Source organism: Pseudomonas sp. B20 (genome assembly GCF_020515755.1).
Taxonomy (GTDB): domain Bacteria; phylum Pseudomonadota; class Gammaproteobacteria; order Pseudomonadales; family Pseudomonadaceae; genus Aquipseudomonas; species Aquipseudomonas syringae.
The window spans coordinates 102816-121030 of the sequence record NZ_JAHPJG010000020.1 but is presented as its reverse complement, the minus strand read 5'-3'; the positions used below and the strand labels follow the sequence as shown (position 1 = coordinate 121030).

General features: G+C 57.1%; 18 protein-coding genes and 3 pseudogenes. 6 read left to right on the top strand and 15 right to left on the bottom strand.

Annotated features, from left to right (window positions below):
• Nucleotides 1-61 precede the first annotated feature (61 nt).
• The 3 genes and pseudogenes from LIX91_RS25895 to LIX91_RS19605 form a co-directional block, all read right to left on the bottom strand.
• Nucleotides 62-826, bottom strand: a pseudogene (locus tag LIX91_RS25895) (MCP four helix bundle domain-containing protein); the annotation flags it as partial.
• 86 nt (nt 827-912) lie between these two features.
• Nucleotides 913-1145: pseudogene (locus tag LIX91_RS19610) on the bottom strand (diguanylate cyclase); the annotation flags it as partial.
• Complete coding sequence (locus LIX91_RS19605) at nt 1136-2416, bottom strand: DUF2254 domain-containing protein (RefSeq protein ID WP_226489003.1); 1281 nt, start codon at nt 2414-2416, stop codon at nt 1136-1138. The pseudogene LIX91_RS19610 and the gene LIX91_RS19605, both read right to left, overlap by 10 nt.
• 219 nt (nt 2417-2635) lie before the next feature.
• Between LIX91_RS19605 and nhaA the strand changes: the two genes are divergently transcribed.
• Nucleotides 2636-4006, top strand: a complete 1371-nt coding sequence (nhaA, locus tag LIX91_RS19600) for a Na+/H+ antiporter NhaA (protein ID WP_226489002.1) — start codon at nt 2636-2638, stop codon at nt 4004-4006.
• Here the strand turns inward: nhaA and LIX91_RS19595 are convergent.
• Nucleotides 4003-4185 (bottom strand): annotated as a pseudogene (locus LIX91_RS19595) (hypothetical protein); the annotation flags it as partial. The gene nhaA and the pseudogene LIX91_RS19595 overlap by 4 nt on opposite strands.
• Before the next feature lie 132 nt (nt 4186-4317).
• Nucleotides 4318-5085 (bottom strand): LysR substrate-binding domain-containing protein, encoded by a 768-nt coding sequence (locus tag LIX91_RS19590; protein ID WP_226489001.1) that lies wholly within the window; start codon nt 5083-5085, stop codon nt 4318-4320.
• A 115-nt stretch (nt 5086-5200) separates the two neighbouring features.
• Here LIX91_RS19590 and LIX91_RS19585 point away from each other — a divergent pair, with 115 nt between their 5' ends.
• Nucleotides 5201-6016 (top strand): isocitrate lyase/phosphoenolpyruvate mutase family protein, encoded by an 816-nt coding sequence (locus LIX91_RS19585; RefSeq protein ID WP_226489000.1) that lies wholly within the window; start codon nt 5201-5203, stop codon nt 6014-6016.
• A gap of 82 nt (nt 6017-6098) precedes the next feature.
• Here LIX91_RS19585 and LIX91_RS19580 read toward each other — a convergent pair whose 3' ends face one another.
• The 4 genes from LIX91_RS19580 to LIX91_RS19565 form a co-directional block, all read right to left on the bottom strand.
• Nucleotides 6099-7226 carry a sensor histidine kinase gene (locus tag LIX91_RS19580; RefSeq protein ID WP_003415916.1) on the bottom strand — a complete coding sequence of 376 codons (1128 nt, stop codon included), beginning with the start codon at nt 7224-7226 and terminating at the stop codon, nt 6099-6101.
• 133 nt (nt 7227-7359) lie between these two features.
• Nucleotides 7360-7599 carry a hypothetical protein gene (locus LIX91_RS19575; RefSeq protein WP_024642150.1) on the bottom strand — a complete coding sequence of 80 codons (240 nt, stop codon included), beginning with the start codon at nt 7597-7599 and terminating at the stop codon, nt 7360-7362.
• Between the two features lie 78 nt (nt 7600-7677).
• A complete protein-coding gene (locus tag LIX91_RS19570; protein ID WP_003415915.1) occupies nt 7678-8121 on the bottom strand; it encodes a LexA family protein in 444 nt (147 codons plus the stop codon).
• 137 nt (nt 8122-8258) lie between these two features.
• Complete coding sequence (locus LIX91_RS19565; RefSeq protein WP_004410287.1) at nt 8259-9521, bottom strand: M20/M25/M40 family metallo-hydrolase; 1263 nt, start codon at nt 9519-9521, stop codon at nt 8259-8261.
• Nucleotides 9522-9874: 353 nt separating this feature from the next.
• On the opposite strand from LIX91_RS19565, the gene tal reads away from it, so the two are divergent.
• Nucleotides 9875-10804: a transaldolase gene (tal, locus tag LIX91_RS19560; protein ID WP_004410285.1), complete on the top strand. Its 930-nt coding sequence runs from the start codon at nt 9875-9877 to the stop codon at nt 10802-10804.
• A gap of 85 nt (nt 10805-10889) precedes the next feature.
• Here tal and rssC read toward each other — a convergent pair whose 3' ends face one another.
• Both rssC and rssB read right to left on the bottom strand, forming a co-directional pair.
• Complete coding sequence (rssC, locus tag LIX91_RS19555; RefSeq protein WP_226488999.1) at nt 10890-11375, bottom strand: anti-sigma factor antagonist RssC; 486 nt, start codon at nt 11373-11375, stop codon at nt 10890-10892.
• The gene (rssB, locus tag LIX91_RS19550) at nt 11372-12556 is read right to left on the bottom strand and encodes a two-component system response regulator RssB (protein ID WP_003407019.1); all 1185 of its coding nucleotides are present in this window, start codon (nt 12554-12556) and stop codon (nt 11372-11374) included. Before rssB ends, rssC begins: the two co-directional genes overlap by 4 nt.
• Before the next feature lie 267 nt (nt 12557-12823).
• Here rssB and LIX91_RS19545 point away from each other — a divergent pair, with 267 nt between their 5' ends.
• Nucleotides 12824-13123: a PilZ domain-containing protein gene (locus LIX91_RS19545; protein WP_003415910.1), complete on the top strand. Its 300-nt coding sequence runs from the start codon at nt 12824-12826 to the stop codon at nt 13121-13123.
• Between the two features lie 88 nt (nt 13124-13211).
• Here the strand turns inward: LIX91_RS19545 and LIX91_RS19540 are convergent, their stop codons facing one another.
• Nucleotides 13212-13913, bottom strand: a complete 702-nt coding sequence (locus LIX91_RS19540; RefSeq protein ID WP_003415908.1) for a VacJ family lipoprotein — start codon at nt 13911-13913, stop codon at nt 13212-13214.
• A 199-nt stretch (nt 13914-14112) separates the two neighbouring features.
• Between LIX91_RS19540 and LIX91_RS19535 the strand changes: the two genes are divergently transcribed.
• Both LIX91_RS19535 and LIX91_RS19530 read left to right on the top strand, forming a co-directional pair.
• Complete coding sequence (locus LIX91_RS19535) at nt 14113-14721, top strand: hypothetical protein (protein WP_003415907.1); 609 nt, start codon at nt 14113-14115, stop codon at nt 14719-14721.
• Nucleotides 14722-14824: 103 nt separating this feature from the next.
• Entirely contained in the window at nt 14825-15094 is a 270-nt protein-coding gene (locus LIX91_RS19530) for a DUF4404 family protein (protein ID WP_003315072.1), read from the top strand.
• 152 nt (nt 15095-15246) lie between these two features.
• Here the strand turns inward: LIX91_RS19530 and queF are convergent, their stop codons facing one another.
• From queF to lolD, 3 genes are all read right to left on the bottom strand, one after another.
• A complete protein-coding gene (gene queF, locus LIX91_RS19525) occupies nt 15247-16077 on the bottom strand; it encodes an NADPH-dependent 7-cyano-7-deazaguanine reductase QueF (RefSeq protein WP_226488998.1) in 831 nt (276 codons plus the stop codon).
• Nucleotides 16078-16207: 130 nt separating this feature from the next.
• On the bottom strand, nt 16208-17452 hold the full coding sequence (locus tag LIX91_RS19520) for a lipoprotein-releasing ABC transporter permease subunit (RefSeq protein WP_065087527.1): 1245 nt from the start codon (nt 17450-17452) through the stop codon (nt 16208-16210).
• Between the two features lie 75 nt (nt 17453-17527).
• Nucleotides 17528-18211, bottom strand: coding sequence for a lipoprotein-releasing ABC transporter ATP-binding protein LolD (lolD, locus tag LIX91_RS19515; protein WP_016567727.1), 684 nt, complete (start codon nt 18209-18211; stop codon nt 17528-17530).
• Nucleotides 18212-18215: the final 4 nt, after the last annotated feature.

Genomic DNA, 18215 nt, shown 5'->3' with positions numbered 1-18215 from the left:
CGGAAGCTGAGGCCAGTTGAGTGGAAGAATCGGATATCTGCATGATTGTGGCACGCAGGTTCGCCTGCATTTGCGCGAGCGCTTTCAACAGTCGCCCGGCCTCATCAGTGCCGCTGACCAATACCTCCTTGGAGAGATCACTCGCTGCGATACGTTCTGCGACAGCCAGAGCATCGTTAATCGGAGAAGTAATACTTTTCGTCAGCAGTAAAGCCAAACCTACCGTCAAGACGACGACACCCGCGATAAGACCGACCACCAGCCACAGGCCGTTATTGTAAAGATCGGTAGCGGTCTGCCCGGCCTGCGCAGCACCTTGATTGTTGAAGTTGGTCAAGTCCTTGATCTGCACCTCCATAGTGTTCGTCAGAGGACGGATGCCGGTACTTACCAGGCTGACCGCAGCCGCGATATCACCCTGCCTCATCAACGGTTCGAGCAGATCAAGCTGTTTGGAGTAGGCATCCGCGCTGTCTTTTACTGGTGTGTAGAACGAGCGCTCTTTATCACTCGCTATCAGAGGCTCATAGTTCGCCACCGCGTCAGTGAACGCCTTGCGATAGCCGGCGAAGCTTTCAATGTTTTTTTGAATGGATTGAGGATCAGCAAGGCCTCGCTGGGTTTCGAGCCTGAGGCGAAGTGTAGCTTTGTCCATCAAAGCCGTTTGGCGGATGCTGGCCATCCAATTGAGTTCAACGTCTTTTTCAGCATCTCTCAGCTTGCCCATTTGCAGGACTGCGAATACGCCTAACACAAAAACAAGAAAGATAATTGAAGCGAAAAACAGGGCAGCTCGTGGAGCCAGGTTGAGATTTCTAAGACGCATGCGAGAGTCCTGCTTTAAAATTGTGGTTGACATGTCAACAGGCTATCGACCCTAAAGTGGAAACTTTAAGCGATTCGTCGAAAAGCAATGCCGTCCACATTCATCAGGTTCTGCGCTATTGGTTTCGCCAGTCGAGCTCGCCGTACCACCTCCATCCGTCGTGCACCAGGCGTTCTACGAGATCACCCAGCGTATTATCAGCCTGCCGTACCGTATCCTGAGCTTGCTGCCCGGCTGCAAGAACGATGTTTGAAACCGAAATTTTGGCGGTAGCTACACGCTCACGTCTGGACAGGGTCATCTGCCAGGCTAGCGAGACAGCAACTTGTCTGCCAGTGCCCTTAGTTGTTGTTTTTCCTCGTTCAATGTCAAGGCGCTGTCTGATCTTCTCAACAGGAGATTCGCGTGCCTCGCGCAAACGGCATTGAACAGAGCGGGATTGATCTGAGCAAGGCTGATCAAGGCTTTCATCAAGCGCAGATCCACTTCGATGATTGCCGCGCCATCTCTGGCTATCGGCGCGAAGAAGTCATCGAATAAGTCGTCCACATTCAATCCATGCAGAAAAACCTGGCCGCAGCTGCTTTCATGTTCCAGGGCAACCGGCTGTGGCTGACCCCACGCAGTCAGGCTACGTACGCCTCGCCCGATGACATCAATGGCCGTACCGGGGTCATTCACTGCGGGGGACAGAGCGCGGGATGCTATTTCCGAAAGCACTGACAGTCCAAAGCGGGGATCATGTTCGAAGGTTCTCCGGATACCTATCGTCAACGTGGCGAGTACCTTCTCCGAGGGCACAGTAGTGACCTCGGCAGCCCCTTTAGTCAGAGGTACGAGATAGGCCAGTGGCATTCTCATGTGGACGAAACTACCCGGGAGAATATCCACGAATATTTGAAGATTTCCGGCCTCCGCCACCTCGCTCAGTGCCTGGACATCGATATGTTGAACATATCCAGTCGACTCACTGGTGATGGTCCGAGAGCCAAGTGGCACAGCCCACGCCTGTGGGAAAGCCACCCCGCCCAGGTATGGCCACCGAACTCTATGATCAATGGCATTAATGGCCGCGTTCTCCACCAGGTCAATTGTCTCGCCCATTCGCCCCAGTTTCGAAAGGTGATCGATCCAGCGCAGAAGTGTGTAAACGATGAGGATGACCACCACTATGGTCGCTGCAAACAGGAGCACGCGCCCTTGGGCGCCATAGACTCCGGTGCTCAAGGCGATAATGCCTACCAGGCTGAATAGAAATGAGCCGATGAACGTCGCGAGAGCGTTTTGTGTTGTCGTGTCTTCCATTACCAGCGTCGTCGCACGCGGTGTCACGCCACTGCTCGCCGCGCCATACGCTGTCACCATAGTACTTAACGAAAAGGTGGTCACTGCAAGCATGCTGGAGGCAATGATACTCAGGATCTTGTCGACGGCATCGGCACCTATGCGGGCCGACAGAGAAAACGGAATCGAGTCCTTGAGCAAGATTGATATCAAAGCAGTTGCTACGCCTAACAGTGAAAACAAAGTAGCTCTGAGCCAAAGCTTCTTTGTCAGTTGCGCCAGTATCCAACGCCATCGAGCGATCATAGCTTTACCTTTTTGGACAACTGCTTATGAAGCAAACGGAATCTGCCTCTGATTATCTAGATGGGTGGAGTCCGTTTACTGACGTAAGGTTCAGTGCATAAAGGACCGAGCATTGCATCTGCGCGCCGAGCTTCCTATGATCGCCCTGGGTGCGCCATTGCATAAAGCTGTGCGCAGGTTAAAAGCAAGCGCTGGTCGGGCCGCCAGTGGAGTCTGACTGTGGCCAGCAAAAAACCGGCATCTTCATCTATTCCTCGTCCTCAAGTTCTAACCGAACGCGCGCTTTCAGCGCTGGAGCGGTTCTCCCATATCGAAGCAGTCAGCGGCATTGCACTTTTGTTAGCGGCTATCGTCGCGCTCCTTTGGGCCAACAGTGCGATAGCAGATTCGTATGAGCATTTCTGGAACGCCGAACTGACTCTAGGTCTTGGGCACTTCACTATTTCACGGTCGCTGCATTTTCTGGTCAACGATGGATTGATGACGGTGTTCTTCCTGGTCGTCGGCGCGGAGATCCGTCAAGAGATCAGCGACGGTGCGCTTTCCAGTTTCAAGCTTGCGACGTTACCTATTGGTGCTGCGCTGGGTGGTGTGGCCGTGCCTGCGCTTATCTATACGCTGCTCAATTTCGGCACCCCGGCCTCCAGCGGCTGGGCTGTGCCGACTGCGACGGACATTGCCTTTGCCGTCGGCGTACTTGCTCTTTTGGGTAAATCGATTCCCGGCTCGGTGAGAGTCCTCCTCCTGGCTCTGGCGATCATTGATGACATCGTTGCCATACTGATCATTGCTGTTTTCTACACCGCCAGCCTGGATTATCTGGGGTTGGTCATTGCAGCAGCAGGGTTGCTGCTCGTGCTGATATTTCAACGCATGGGTATTGGCAAAGCTTACGCCTATGTCCTACCTGGAACGATTGTCTGGTTTGGGCTCTTGAAAACCGGCGTTCATCCAACGCTTGCCGGTGTTGTTCTAGGGCTGATGACGCCCGTCAATTCCAAGCCATTGCGTGAGCAACCTCTGGATACGATCGGGCGTACATTTCAAGAACTCATGGAACGCTTCTCGCACGCTGAGCAGAGTCCAAAGGCAGTAGCCAAGCCACTGAAACAATTGCGTCATGCAGAGCGAGAAATGTTATCTCCTGTGCAGCGAGTGCAAATGGGACTGCACCCATGGGTCGCCTACTGTGTCATGCCGCTGTTCGCACTGGCCAATGCCGGAGTCAGTCTAAAGGGTATCAACCTGAACGAGACGGTGGCGCAAGGCTTGTTTATTGGGGTAACGACCGCCTTGATACTTGGCAAACCTTTGGGGGTAATGATCGCCAGTTTCGTGCTGATCAAACTGAAGGTCTGCGAACTGCCTGATGGCGTCAGTTGGCCAGGCGTTGGGTTGGTGGGACTACTAGCGGGTATCGGATTTACGATGTCAATCTTCATTTCAGGCTTGGCGTTTGACGATCCTGGACTGTTGGCGGCAGCTAAATTGGGTGTGCTTAGCGCTTCGTCCCTGGCGGCGATACTCGGCTTGGTCTGGGGAACAGCCAAGTTCCACTCATCTACTGGTAGACCCGTCGCAGAACGTTAATTGCCTATCTCGTGAAAGCTCCTCGACGCGTGCGGCAGTAACTGATTGATCTCACTCGCCCGCCGTGTCGGCAGGCGCTTGAGAACATCGAGGTAGCACGACAGCACTGCCCTGCGTTTCAGGCTGTAATAGAACGCTTTGCTAATGGCTGAGCCTTCAGTAACAAGATCGCGCTGCGCGCTGTGGGACCACACGGTGGCCCGCACGCAGAGACGCGGTCAATCGGGAACGGCCGATAGTTTATCAGGAAAGCGACAGTTCTGATGACGTGCTGATTCGCAGCCGGATTTCAGGCACAGGAATTTAACGCGTCAAAAAGCCCCAACGGCAAAGGCATTTTCCGGGCGCGCTTTTCCAAGGATATTCTGCTCGCAGACAGCATTAACGCTCCTCACAATGCTGGTGCTTATTCTGGAAAGGACAGCTTTGGAAATGCGATCGTCGCTGTAGAGGACAGACATCCGTATGGCGGGCAATGCGGGAAGCAGCGAGCTTGTGATAATGGGCGTATCGCCCGGAATGAGTGATAACTCGCCCACGCCGATACCTACACCAGCATTGATGGCATTGAAAACGGCAAAATTGGACTCTGAGGTGAATCGTATCTCGGACGCCATCCCGGCAAACTGCAAGGATTGGACAGAGACCTCTCGGCATATACATCCATCGGAAAAATGCACCAACGGTATCGGATGCCCTGCCCTGACTAGCCTGGCATCGCCGATCCAGTGCAGTTCCTCATGCCTGATGTATTCAGAATGCTCCATGACCCGAGATTCCGGCACTGCGACAACGGCCATGTCCAGTAGACCCTGGTCGACGTCATCTATCAATAACGACGACGTCTTGCAGACCAGCTTTATCTTGAGATCGGGGTTTGATAAAGCCAGGGCTTTTACAATCCCGCGAAGGAAAAAGAGTGCGTAATCATCCGGCATGCCCAGACGCAATTCGCTATCAGGGTTCTTGTTCTTCAAGCGGAACAAATTGTCATGCATGGCGAGAATCTTTTCAGCGGCCGCCAATACTTCTTCGCCAATGATCGTCAGCCGAAAACCGTCGTCGCCTCTGACGAACAATTCAACTGCAGATGGGCTTCCAGTTTTTTATCTGAATGCTCATGGCAGTCCCTTCACTTCTTTTTAATCATGCTCTTTATGAAGAGGACTATGCTTGCCCTTTCAGGGAGGCGCCATGAACACCAGCCAGGCATTCAGAAAGTTACATGAACGCGATGAGTTATTCGTCATGCCCAATGCATGGTGTGAGGGAAGCGCGCGCCTCATTCAGCAGTTGGGCTACGCCAGCCTCGGCACCACCAGCGCGGGGATTGCCTATGCACAGGGCTACCGCGATTCATCTCCCTCGATGGACAATGAAGATCGCTTTGCGGCGATTGAGCGCATCGTTCGGGCAGTGGACATACCCGTGACGGCAGACCTGGAGAATGGTCTGGCGAAAACACTGGGCAAGGTCGAGGAGCATTTTAAAAGAGCCCTGACCGTCGGCTGCGCCGGTGCGTCCATTGAGGATATATCCGACTATCATGACCCGGCCACACCGCTGTATTTCTCCATCGAAGAAGCGTGCGATCGGGTGCGCGCTGCCAGTGAGGCCGCCCACGCGCTCGATGCCGATTTCATCGTCACCGCCAGGACAGACTATCTGCTTGGAGCGCACGCGTATTCGTTGACCGAGGTTATTGAACGGCTGGTCGCGTTTGAAGAAGCTGGAGCCGATTGTCTGTTCGCACCCGGCGTGAAGTCGATCGAGGACCTTGAGGCGATTCAGAGAGCGATCAGCAAACCTCTCAACGTCCTGCCTGTTTTCGGTATGACGATTGACAGACTCAGGACAGTCGGCGTTCGCCGGATCAGCCTGGGCAGCTCGCTGTTTCGTAACGCCTACCGGCAGATCTCCACTGTTTTACTTGGACTGGAAGAACCAGAGGGACTGGATTTTCTACAATCGGGACTGAGTCTGAATCAGCTCGATGAAGTGATGCGTTAGCCAGGATCGAGTGTTTGCATGGAGCATACATGTGATATCCGATAGAAACCGAAATCCCGTTTCTATAGCCCCTACCCCGACCTCACTCCGCATTCAACGGAATAACGACCGCAAACGTAGTCCCCAGCTCAACTTTCGACGTCACCTCGATACGCCCGCCGTGCGCATCGACAATCCTGTCGACGATGAACAGGCCCAGCCCCAGGCTTGAATAAGGTCCGTTGTCGGTCATCTTTTCGGGTGAATAGCGGTCCATCGGGTTGAAGATGAACGGAAGCACGTCTTCGGGAATCGGGCTGCCGGTGTTGTGGACGGTAAAGCGCAGCTCGCTCTCCGAGACGGCCAGCGTCACTTCAACGGGATCAGAGCTATTGCCGTGCTGTATGGCGTTGCCGATGAGGTTGGAGAAGACCTGCTCGAGGCGATCGCCATCGAAGCGACCAATGACCGGTTCGTCTGAAGTCAGGCGAATGTCTGCTTCCGGGTGGACCGTACTCGATTCTTCAACGATGCGGACGCAGATGGGTTGCATATCGATTTCGGTCTTTTTCAGCGGGATGCCGGGGCCGATCTGCGAACGCGTGAAGTCGAGTAAATCACCAACGATCTGGTTGGCGCGCTTCACGCTGGAATAGATCCTCGAGGCGACCTTGGTTGGACGAGCGCCCAGATCATGGGTGCGCAATAGCACGTCGGCACCCAGCAATATGGCGCTTAGCGGGGTACGCAAGTCGTGCCCGAGGATGCCCAGAAAGATATTGCGTGACGCCTGAACCGCGCCTGTGTAGCTGGTGATGGACTCGGCAAGGGCCTGATCTATGGCTTCATTGAAGCGGATCATGTCTTCGATCTGCTGCTGAGTATCCAGCGCCTCTTGCGACATCCACTGCTTGATCACACTTGCCCGTAATGCCCGAAACTCCGAGACCACCTGATCAATGGTGAAGCCCGACATCAATCGGGTGATTGCGTGGATTTTCGCCGCAGTGTCTTCGTGCGAAACGGCGTGGCCCTGCGATTTGTCGACCTGCTGCTGCAGCGATTGATCCGTTTGCAGATCAGTCGCGATAGCCCGCAGCATTTGCTCGACATGATCTCTCAGCTCTGTGGTATCCAGAGGCTCGCCGAGGGTGGACAGGGTGCGCGCGAAATCGGTCCACTCGCGCACGATAGGTTCGATGTTCTCGAGGATGAAGCCTGATAACCGCATAGCCATTCAAACCTGAACATGAACCCGCAGATTGCAGATTCGTAGGGTAAGCCAATGCATCCGTCCCTATCCAGCGGACAAATAACGTCTGAAGTGAAATTCACGCAGGCAGGGCGATAACGGAATACCGAGTCTAATCGGCAAGTGCCTGTAAACGGGCCTGAACTGCGTCGTCGAAAATGATGTAAAGCGCTTCGGCATCGGCTGGACGCAGCTTTCTGCTGGTCTCAAGACCGTGAATGTATTCGATCTGCAACGCCGCTTCGGCTTCCACGTCGGCGCGAGTGCTGGTTGCGTCGAGCGCCCTTACCAGATCACTGATTGCTCCCTGTACAGGCTTGGGGAGCCGTAACTGGTCAAGTCGTTCTTGCATGCGCTCGGTATTCCGGTAAAAGCGAAAGAGTGGGCAGCAGATCACGCAGCGGCGTGCAATGCAAGGACATGCGGCTGTTCATCGATGAGCTGATGATGCAGCGCGGCCCTCCAGCAGGTTTTTCAGGCTGTAGGTAACCACGCCCAGAATGATCAGATCATCGTTGTCGGTGACATGCAGTGACGGGTAATCCGGGTTTTGCGATTCCAGAATCACCACATCGCCACGCATGTGCAAACGCCGGCAGATCTGCCGTGCATTGAGCGAGGCAACGACAATGTCACCGTGCTCGGCGTACTGGCTGCGGTCGACCACCAGCATGTCCCCGCTGCACATGCCGCCCCCTTGCATGCCTTGATCTTCGATCCTGGCCAGGTAGGCGTGCGGCTCACGGACCTCGCAAAGCTCGGCAATGGAAACATGCTTCTCGACCACTGGCGATCTGGCGCCAACGGACGACAGCGATATGAACGGGAGCTTGATGCCCCCTGCCGACAACGGGCCAAGGAAGGTAACACTCATGAGGCGAGCCTTTTCTGATTAACTGTATACATATACAGTTAATCGTTTATCGGCGCTCAGGTCAATCGCAATGCCCGATACCTCGACAGATGGCGCGGACCGGAGACCACGCCTTGCCGCCCTCACCTCACAGGCCCTCAGGGTGTCGCATCGCCCTTCGACAACTGCGTAATCAACGCCACGGTCAGGTAAAGCCTGGGCGCGATGCTCGACAACTCAATGTATTCATCGTCGGCATGCAGCCCGGCACCGACCACGCCCATGGTTTCGAGCACCGCAGGCTTTGCACTGCCCGGTACGTAGGCATAGCCCGCGTCGGTACCGAAACGCATGGCAATCGGCTCCAGAGTGCGGCCTGTTTTCTGGTAAAGCGCCTGCGCGGTTTTCGCCAGTTGCTCGGAGCCAGGGTTTCTGGCCAGCGGCGGTCGGCCTTTTTCCATTCGCAGGGTCACTTCGGTGCCATCGACCAGCGTCTTCTTCACGATCCTTTGGCCATCAGCCAGTACGCGGTCGCTTTCGCTGAGGTCGGAATAGCGCATGTCCGCCTCGGCCGACGCGCTGGATGGAATGATGTTGCGCTTCTCCCCGCCCTTGATCAGCGTCCAGTTGACGGTCGTGCCTTTGCCCGGGTCGCCGAGGTCCTTGAGCTGCAGCAACTGATGCGCCAGCTCGATGGCGGCATTACGCCCGGCCTCTGGAGCGGAGCCTGCGTGTGACGATTTGCCTTTGACGTCGAGGAGCAGGCCATTGATGCCGTTGGTGGCGACGGTGACAGCATCCTTGTCAGGCGGCTCGTAGGAAAACACGTAGTCATGCTGGCGAGCGAGTTCGGCGATGACTTTTTTCGAGCCGCTGGAGCCAGTCTCCTCGTCCGGGTTGAAGAGCACAGTGAGCGTACCGAACGCCTTGAACTGCTCATTCTGCAACAGTTTCAGCGCGTGCAGAATCATCGCTACGCCGCCCTTGGCATCTGCCACCCCAGGGCCATAGGCGCGCTCGCTGTCGAGTCTGAAGGGACGCTTGGCGGCGGTGCCCGGCCCGAACACTGTGTCGTAGTGGACCATCAACAGAAAAGACCGCGTGCCGTTGCCTTTGAAGGTACCGACGATATTGTCCCCCGCCGAAGGCTCTGCCGGCGTGGTGGAGACTTCTGCGCCCAGTGCCTTGAGACGTTCGACCAGCATGGCGCTGACGGTCTTCAGCCCGGGTGCCTGGCCGGTGCCTGTGTCGATATCGACCAGTTGCCGGACCGTGTCGAGGTAGGCCGGTTGTTCGGCCTGGGCTTTTTTCAGCAACTGATCGGGTGACAGCTCGGCGGCGTTGGCAGCCATGGAAAACAGGCCCATGGACGCCAGGGAAAATCCGATTGCGGCAGTGATGGGGAAGCGTCGTGAATGCATGCTGGTTCCTTCAGATGATCGCGAGTTGAACAGCATCTTTACCCCAATGCGCCGCTCGACGCCACAGGCGGGCCCGATTGCGAGTCCGGCTCATCTCAATGCAGCAACCCTCTTTTACAGGACCGATAGTCTGATAGTCGCACCCATCCCGCAGCGTGCAGGCCGCTTGAGAGGCGTTAAATTCATATCAAGGGAACAAGCAGTCGGTGCGAGGCTCAAAAACAGTCTAGACAAAGGTATTCACGACAATGCCGTCCCTCAGGGCCTATCATCGACAGCAGTAAACGCTGCGGCCTTGAGTGGTCGGCAGCGCTCGGGTAATGTCATCCAACCGCACAGGACAGAGCACGCTCATGACTTCCAAGCTGGATCAACTCAAGAAATTCACCACCGTTGTTGCTGACACCGGCGACTTCGGCGCAATCAAGAGCCTCGAACCCGAGGACGCCACCACCAACCCTTCCCTGCTGCTCAAGGCCGCTTCCGACGCGAACAACGCCAAGATGCTGGGCGAAGCGTTCGACGGTAGCAAGGGCGACATCGGCCTGGCCTGCGACCGTTTTGCAGTCGCCATCGGTCAGGAGATTCTCAAGGTGGTTCCGGGTCGCGTATCCACTGAAGTGGACGCACGCCTCTCCTTCGACACCAACGCCCTGATCGAACGCAGCGAGCGTTTGATCGGTCTGTACGACGCTGCAGGCATCAAGCGTGATCGGGTGCTGATCAAACTGGCCGCCACCTGGGAAGGTATCCGCGCAGCTGAAAAGCTCGAGAAGGATGGCATCCAGACCAACCTGACCTTGCTGTTCTCCTTCGCCCAGGCAGTCGCCTGCGCCGAGGCCGGGGTGTTCCTGATTTCGCCGTTCGTGGGCCGTATCTACGACTGGTACAAGAAGTCGACAGGCACCGACTACACCGGCGCAGAAGACCCGGGCGTGCAATCGGTAACGCGCATCTACAACTACTACAAGGCCAACGACTTCAAGACCGTGGTCATGGGTGCGAGCTTTCGCAACCTGAACCAGATCGAACAGCTGGCCGGTTGTGATCGCCTGACCATCAGCACCGACCTGCTCAAGAAGCTGGCCGAAGACACCGGCACTCTGGAACGCAAGCTTGCACCGGGCAACGCCGGCGAAGCGCGTCAGAGCCTGACCGAGAGCCAGTTCCGCTGGGCTTCCAACGAAGACGCCATGGCCACTGAAAAGCTGGCTGAAGGTATTCGCCAGTTCGCTCGCGATCAGGAAAAGCTGGAAGCACTGCTCTCCGCCAAAAAAGCCTGAACATGAAAAAGGGCGACACCTTCGCAGGTGTCGCCCTTTTTGCTGCCTGCCGTTCTGAGATCAGAGAGACAGACGCAACTGGTGCCTAGCGCTGACCTTCCAGTGCATTGACCAGATCATGGAACGCTTCACGATTGGAGTCGTTGAGGCCCATGAGAATCTTGTGCGCTTCAAGCACCTTGGCTTTCACCACTTCTTCGCATTGGTCCTGTGAAGGCAGATCAGTCAGGCACTCAGGACGCGGCAGAGGCAGGTCAACGATGTTGAAGACCTGATCGAAGCCCATCGACTGCAACAGGCGCGTGATGTCCTCGTGAGTGGTCACGAGGGTCGGCAACAGTCCTACCTTCTGGCGCGACAGAATCGACAGTTTGGCCAGCAGGCCAAGCGTGGTGCTGTCAATGCTGCGCGTTTCAGTCAGATCAATGACCACCGCCGAGAAATTCAGCGCAGTGAAGATGCGCTCGATAGTCGCATCCAGGGCCGAACACAGCGTCAACCGCACTTCACCCACGAACTTGAGAACGAAGGTGCCTTCCTGCTCGGCGAACTGGATTCTACCGGTACTCATTCAAGATTCCTGCTTAACACTAACAAGGCGATATCATCCGGCATCTCCCCTAGCGTTGCCAATTCAAAAACCCGCTGCAAGCCATCCAGGCTGCCGCCAGCCGCCTTGACCAGTTCGGGAAGGACAGCTTCTTTCTCTTTGAGTGTATCACCGGGTAACAAGTCCAGTATGCCATCAGACAACATGGTCAGACTGAAGGACTCGGGCAGATCGATTTCATGATCCTGGTAGGTGGCTTCATTGAACAACCCTACCGGGAGTCCACGACCTTCCAGATAATGCGCCTGCCCTTCGGAGTACAGCACAGGCAATGGCAGATGTCCGCCCACTGCGTACGTCAGTTTACCTGACTCTTCATCGATAACACCGCCGACCATCGTAACGTGCTTGCCCAGCTTGCAACTGATAAGGCCACGGTTGATATGCCCCAGCACATCCGAAGGCTTGAACTCCGGAAGCGTTCCGCCACGCTTGGACTCGAACAGCAGCCGCGTGGTCATGAACTTCAGCAGCACGGTAATGAATGCCGATGACGCGCCATGGCCTGAAACATCAGCCAGGTAAAAAGCGACGCGCCGTTCGTCGACCCTGAAATAATCGACAAAATCGCCGGACAGGTACAACGACGGAATGATCTGGTGCGCAAACTTGAACGCGTCAATCGACCACGGTGTGATCGGCAGCATGTTCATCTGCACTTGCCGACCCGCGTCCTGGTCTTCCTGCAACAGGTGCAGGCTGGCTTCCAGCTCGCGATTGGCCTTTTCCAGCTTTTCGCGATAGACCTGGTTTTCAGTGAGCAGGCGCGCCCGATCCAGCGCACGACGCACTGAATGCTCGAGTACGGCAAGATCTTCGAGGGGCTTGATCAGGTAGTCGGCAGCGCCAAGGCGCAAGGCCTCGACTGCATCGCTCATCACGCCTGCGCCGGAAACGACGATGACAGGCGTTTGCGGAGCGATGGCGGTGACCTGACGGATCAGCTCAAGCCCGCCCATCTGTGGCATGCGTAAGTCGCAGACCACCAGATCGGGGTTCTCCTGCTCGAAGATCTGAATTCCCTGCAAGCCATTGCTTGCTTGCAGAACGCTGAAGCCACTGTCTTCAAGGTAGGCGGCAAGGCTTGCGCGCACTACGTCGTCGTCATCGATAATCAGCAGCTTGGCACTGGTTTTTGGCATGGGGGCAAACGGCGCCAGATCAGGTTGGCGTAGGCGGCCCGGGATTACCGGAACCCGCTTACTGGATTCGCTTCTAGCCTCTCCGCAATAACACGCAACAACTTGATAAGTCTGTCGTGTTTCAGAGGTGCCCTTCAAGGCGCAGACGGTACTCCCATCCGACGGGTGTTTCAAGCATGCTCCTACCCTCGCTTTGCGCTCTTTACATCGCAAATCACCCAGAGTTATAAGAACTCACAAATCAGCAACTAAAACGAAGGACTGTACATGAGTCGAAATGATCGCGACTACGAGGAAAAGCGGGATTACATCCGCATGCGCGTCGATGCTGACGTAAACCTGATCCATGCCGGCCAAGTGATTCCCGCCGTGTGCATTGACCTTTCCAGCTCGGGCATGCAGGTTCAGGCGCCACGCTCGTTCCAGGTGGGAGACAAACTCAGCGTGAGTATTGACTCCGACCATCCTGCGCTCAAGGGGCTTGAAGCCGAAACCGAGGTGGTCTGGGTGAACGATGAAGAAGGTGGTGGACAGAAACTGGGGCTTTCAATCGTCTCGATGAAATGAAAACGGGCGGAACCGGTTCACACTTTTACAAAATAATAAAGGCGACCCAGGGTCGCCTTTATTGATTCATGCAGCGGCAAAGTAGCGATTAAAAATCGTCTTCGACCTTGCCATCCTTGACCTTGAACTCGCGGTTCTGCAAATAGGCATTGCGAATGAAGGTGTAGCGATCACCGCTGACCATGCGCTCGGCAGACAGCAGGCTGGCACGTGTATCGATCAGGTTGACGCCCAGCGCCGTGTTACGGGTCGGGACGTGATCGATGTAGCGGTAGGGCGAGGTATAGGTGTCCGGGTACTTGGCGAACGCATCACGTACGGTGCTTGGCCCCAGGAACGGAATGACCACGAACGGGCCGCTCGGCACGCCCCAGTAGCCCAGCGTCTGACCGAAGTCTTCATCGTTGCGTTGCAGGCCCATGCGGGTACCCACGTCGATGAAGCCCAGCAGGCCGAAGGTGGTGTTGACGATCAGACGCGCAGTGTCGACGCCCGCCGCTTCAGGCTTGGCCTGCAGCACGTTGTTCGCCAGGTTGCCGACATCGCCGATGTTGCTGAAGAAGTTATGGATACCGTCTTCGACGAATTGCGGTGCAATGTACTGATACCCCTTGGCCAGCGGCTTGAGCGTGTAAGCGTCAAGGGTGTCGTTGAATTTGAAAATGGGACGGTTGATGCCTTCCCACGGATCATCTTCAGCGGCCTGCACGGCCACCGGAACCAGCGCGATGCCGGCACACAGGGACAATTGCAGCAAACGTTTGATAAAGCCTGCACCGGTCACGGGCATAGCTGACACTCCTGATCGAGATATCGAAATAATGACGCGGGTGCTACGCCCCCACACGCTAGGACAGGGAGTATAAAGCCTTCTGTCGAGAATAAGGCAGGTCTGTCAGCAAAGGGTTCCGGATAAACTCCGTCATCGCACATTCATCGAAGTGTCACAAAAGATCGGTAGCGTTTCTCGATATTTCAGAGAGATCCCCATGCTCGCCCCGGTCCTCACGCCTTTGCCAACCTTCCCTGCCCTGCTGTTCGGCCTCAGCGGCTGCCTGGTGGACTTCGGTGCGCAGGCCGCAAATTCGCGCACACCCGGCGATGAGCACACGCAGTTCACACCGGGTGCAAAGGCTATTCTGCAAACGCTGCGTGACCAAAGCATGCCATGCGCCTGGCTCGATGAACTGCCTGAAAGCGTGAGCGCCGCACTGGCTGTGCCGGTCAATGACTGGATGATTCCCGCCCCCCGCCCGACCGCAGGCTGGCCCGCACCGGATGCTTGCTGGATGGCATTGATGGCCCTGAAAGTCAGCCATCTGGATGGCTGCGTACTGATCAGCGGCGACCCGCGCCTGTTGCAGTCCGGGCTGAACGCCGGGCTGTGGACCATTGGCCTGGCATCCTGCGGACCGCTGTGCGGGCTCTCGCCTTCACAATGGCAGGCACTCAGCAATGCCGAACGTGAACAGCGACGCGCGCAGGCCACACTCAAACTCTATTCGCTGGGGGTGCACTCGGTGATCGACCACTTGGGCGAACTGGAATCCTGCCTGGCCGACATTGCCCTGCGACGCAGCAAGGGCGAAAAACCCTGATACATATGCAGCCGGGCGCAGACTGGATTAGTCTTGATTGAACATGGACCTTTAGCTCTCCGGCGAAGTCCATGAGACAGACTTATCAATCAAGGAGCACGTCATGCCCGCCCGCGAACTGCAAGAACAACTCAATACCCTGCGCGAGCAACTGGAGCATAACCCGCCGATGTCAGAGTCCGAGCGGGAAAACCTGCACGAGCTCATGCAACAAATTGAAACTAAAATTCAGCTGGAACAGGCCACCCACGAGCAGGACAGCAGCCTGGCTGATGGCGTGAATCTGGCCGTCGAGCGTTTCGAGCTGGAGCATCCGACCATCGCCGGCACTCTGCGCAACATCGTGCAGACGCTGGGCAATATCGGAGTCTGATTGGGAGATGCCGTTCTGATAGCTCTGCGTTCGGCCGCTGATGCGCGGTGCGACGCGGAGCATCAGCACTACTGATACCTGTCGTTCCTCACGCTCCGCGTGGGGATGCCGTTCCGGACGCTCTGCGTTCGCTCCTCGGGCCTCAGACAATATTACTGCCGCGCCAGCCTGCGATTGTCCACGTCGAGCGTTTCAGTGCTGCGGTACGGGTTGATGTCCAGACCACCGCGGCGCACGTAGCGCGCATACACGGTGAGCTTCTCCGGCTTGAGCAAGCGCTGCAGGTCGAGGAAGATTCTTTCCACGCACTGCTCATGAAAATCCGAGTGCTGGCGAAAGCTGACGATATACGCCAGCAGGCTGGCATGATCCAGCGCCGCGCCGCGATATTCGACCACCACACTGCCCCAGTCAGGCTGGCTGGTGACCGGGCAGTTGGATTTGAGCAGATGACTGTGCACGCTCTCTTCCATCACCCGCGAGTCATCACAACGCAGCAACTCGGGCTGCGGTCGGTCATAGCTGCTGACCGAGATGTCCAGGTCGTCGATACACAGGCCTGGCAATGCCGCGACACCTTCTTCTTCGATTTCCGCCAGGCTGCGAATACGCACGCCGACCGGCTTGCCCGCCGCAGCCGACAAGTCCTTTTCGAGCGTGGTCTGCAGTTGGTCGACGCTCGCGAAAGCCGTCTGATTCAACGAATTGAGGTACAGCTTGAAGGACTTCGATTCGATGATGTTCGGCGATTCGGCCGGAATACTGAACTCGCCAATGGCCACCACCGGCTTGCCGGACGGCAGCAGCCATGACAGCTCGTAGCAGTTCCAGAAATCGACTCCCTGATAAGGCAGCGTCTGCGCGGTGAGCCCAAGCTCGGCCCATTTTGCGGCACGAGGGATCGGGAACAACAGCGACGGCGTGTAGGTGGCGATGTACTCACTGGACTTGCCCAGCGGCGAGTGTTCGGCTGCGGGATGCATGGCGATACCTGGATCATGAATTAACGCGGCGAGTTTATAGCGTTTGCGTGGGGCTTTCAGCGAAAATCCGCGCTGCCCCGCCACCCTCGCGGGCCGCCCTGCGGCCTCGGCGAAGGTGACTCAGGCCCTGTCACTCGTAACGCAGTGCGTGCGCCGGCTGGATCTGCGCGGCGCGCCACGCGGGGTAGATGGTCGCCAGAAAGCTCAGGATAAACCCGGCACTGCAGATCAGCAGCACGTCACCGGCCTGCAGTTCGGAAGGCAGGTTGCTGATGAAGTACACATCGGAACTGAAGATGTGCTGACCGCTGACCCGCTCGATCCAGCCCACCAGGCTGCTGACGTTCAGCGCCGCAATAATCCCCAGGATGCCGCCGATCAATGTACCGACGATGCCGATGACGGTGCCCTGAACCACAAAGATCGCCATGATCTGCCGCGGCGTGGCGCCGATGGTGCGCAGGATGGCGATGTCTGCGCCCTTGTCGTTGACCACCATGATCAACGTGGCAATGATGTTGAACGCAGCCACAGCGACGATCATCAGCAGCAACAGACCGATCATGGTCTTTTCCATCTTCATGGCACTGAACAGGCTGCCCTGGGTGTGGGTCCAGTCGTCGGCGCGATAGCCATCACCCAGACCGGCGGCAATGGCGGTGGACACCTGGGGCGCCTTGTACAGATCCTTGAGCGCCAGTCGCACGCCTTGAACCTGATTGGGCTGCCAGCGCTGCATCTGCGCCGCATCGGCGATATTGATCAGGCCCATCGAACCGTCCAGCTCGGCCCCGACCTTGAAGATACCCACGACGGTCAGGCGTTGCAGGCGCGGCGTGATGCCGCCAGGGGCGCTGCTGACTTCCGGGACGATCAGGGTCAGCTTGTCGCCGATGGTCAAGCGAAAGCGGCGCGCGGTAATGTCGCCCAGTACCACGCCGAACTCGCCCGGCTTGAGGTCTTCGAGGCTTCCGCGGGTGATGTGCTGCGTGACGATCGATACTTCATGTTCCAGCGCCGGGTCTACGCCGCTGATCTGGATCGGCTGCATCGAGCCCTTGTAGGACAGCATGCCTTCCATGTCGGTGAACGGTACGGCAGCGGTGACTTCAGGGTTTTTCAGCGCAGCGTCGGCCAGCGGTTTCCAGTCATCGACCGGAGTGTTACCGGCAATGACCGCGTGCGGCACCATGCCGAGAATCCGCGAGCTCATTTCCCGCTGGAAACCGTTCATGACCGACAGCACCACGATCATCGCCAGGACACCGAGTGCCAGACCGATCATCGAGGTCATCGAAATGAACGAGATGAAGCTTTTGCGGCGTTTGGCGCGGGTATAGCGCATGCCGATGAAGATGGGTAACGGTCTGAACATTCGCGAAGCACCGTGGGAAAATACACCGTATAAAAACTGGAACCCGGCGCGATGAATTGCGCCGGGCCGGGTCGATCAGGCCTCGACGAGGCGGCCGTCTTCCAGACGCAGGACGCGGTCCATTTGCCGGGCCAGGTTCATGTCGTGGGTCACGATCAGAAACGCCGTGCGCGACGACGTGCTCAGTTCACGCATCAGGTCCTGAATGCCCTGCGCCGTGTGGTGATCGAGGTTGCCGGTCGGCTCGTCAAGCATCACCAGACCCGGCTGATTGATCAGGGCACGGGCAATCGCCACACGTTGACGCTCGCCACCGGACAGCTCCGAAGGCTTGTGCGCCAGACGATGACCGAGGCCGACACGCTCCAGCAATGCGGTGGAGCGCTTGCGGGCTTCGGGGATCGGCGTACGACCGATCAACAACGGCATGCAGACGTTTTCAAGCGCGGTGAATTCGGGCAGCAGATGGTGGAACTGGTAGACGAAACCCAGCGCCCGGTTACGCAGCAGGCCGCGAGCCTTTTCGCCCAGCGCCGACAACTCTTCGCCTGCCAGCCAGACACTGCCTTCGGACGGCGTGTCCAGCCCGCCCAGCAGGTTGAGCAAGGTACTTTTGCCCGACCCCGAACTGCCGACGATCGCGACACGCTCGCCAGGGTGCAACTCCAGTTGCAGGCCTGACAACACCACCACTGACTCCGGGCCTTCCTCGTAGGATTTACCCAGGTTGCGGCAACTCAATACTGCTTTATCAGACATGCCC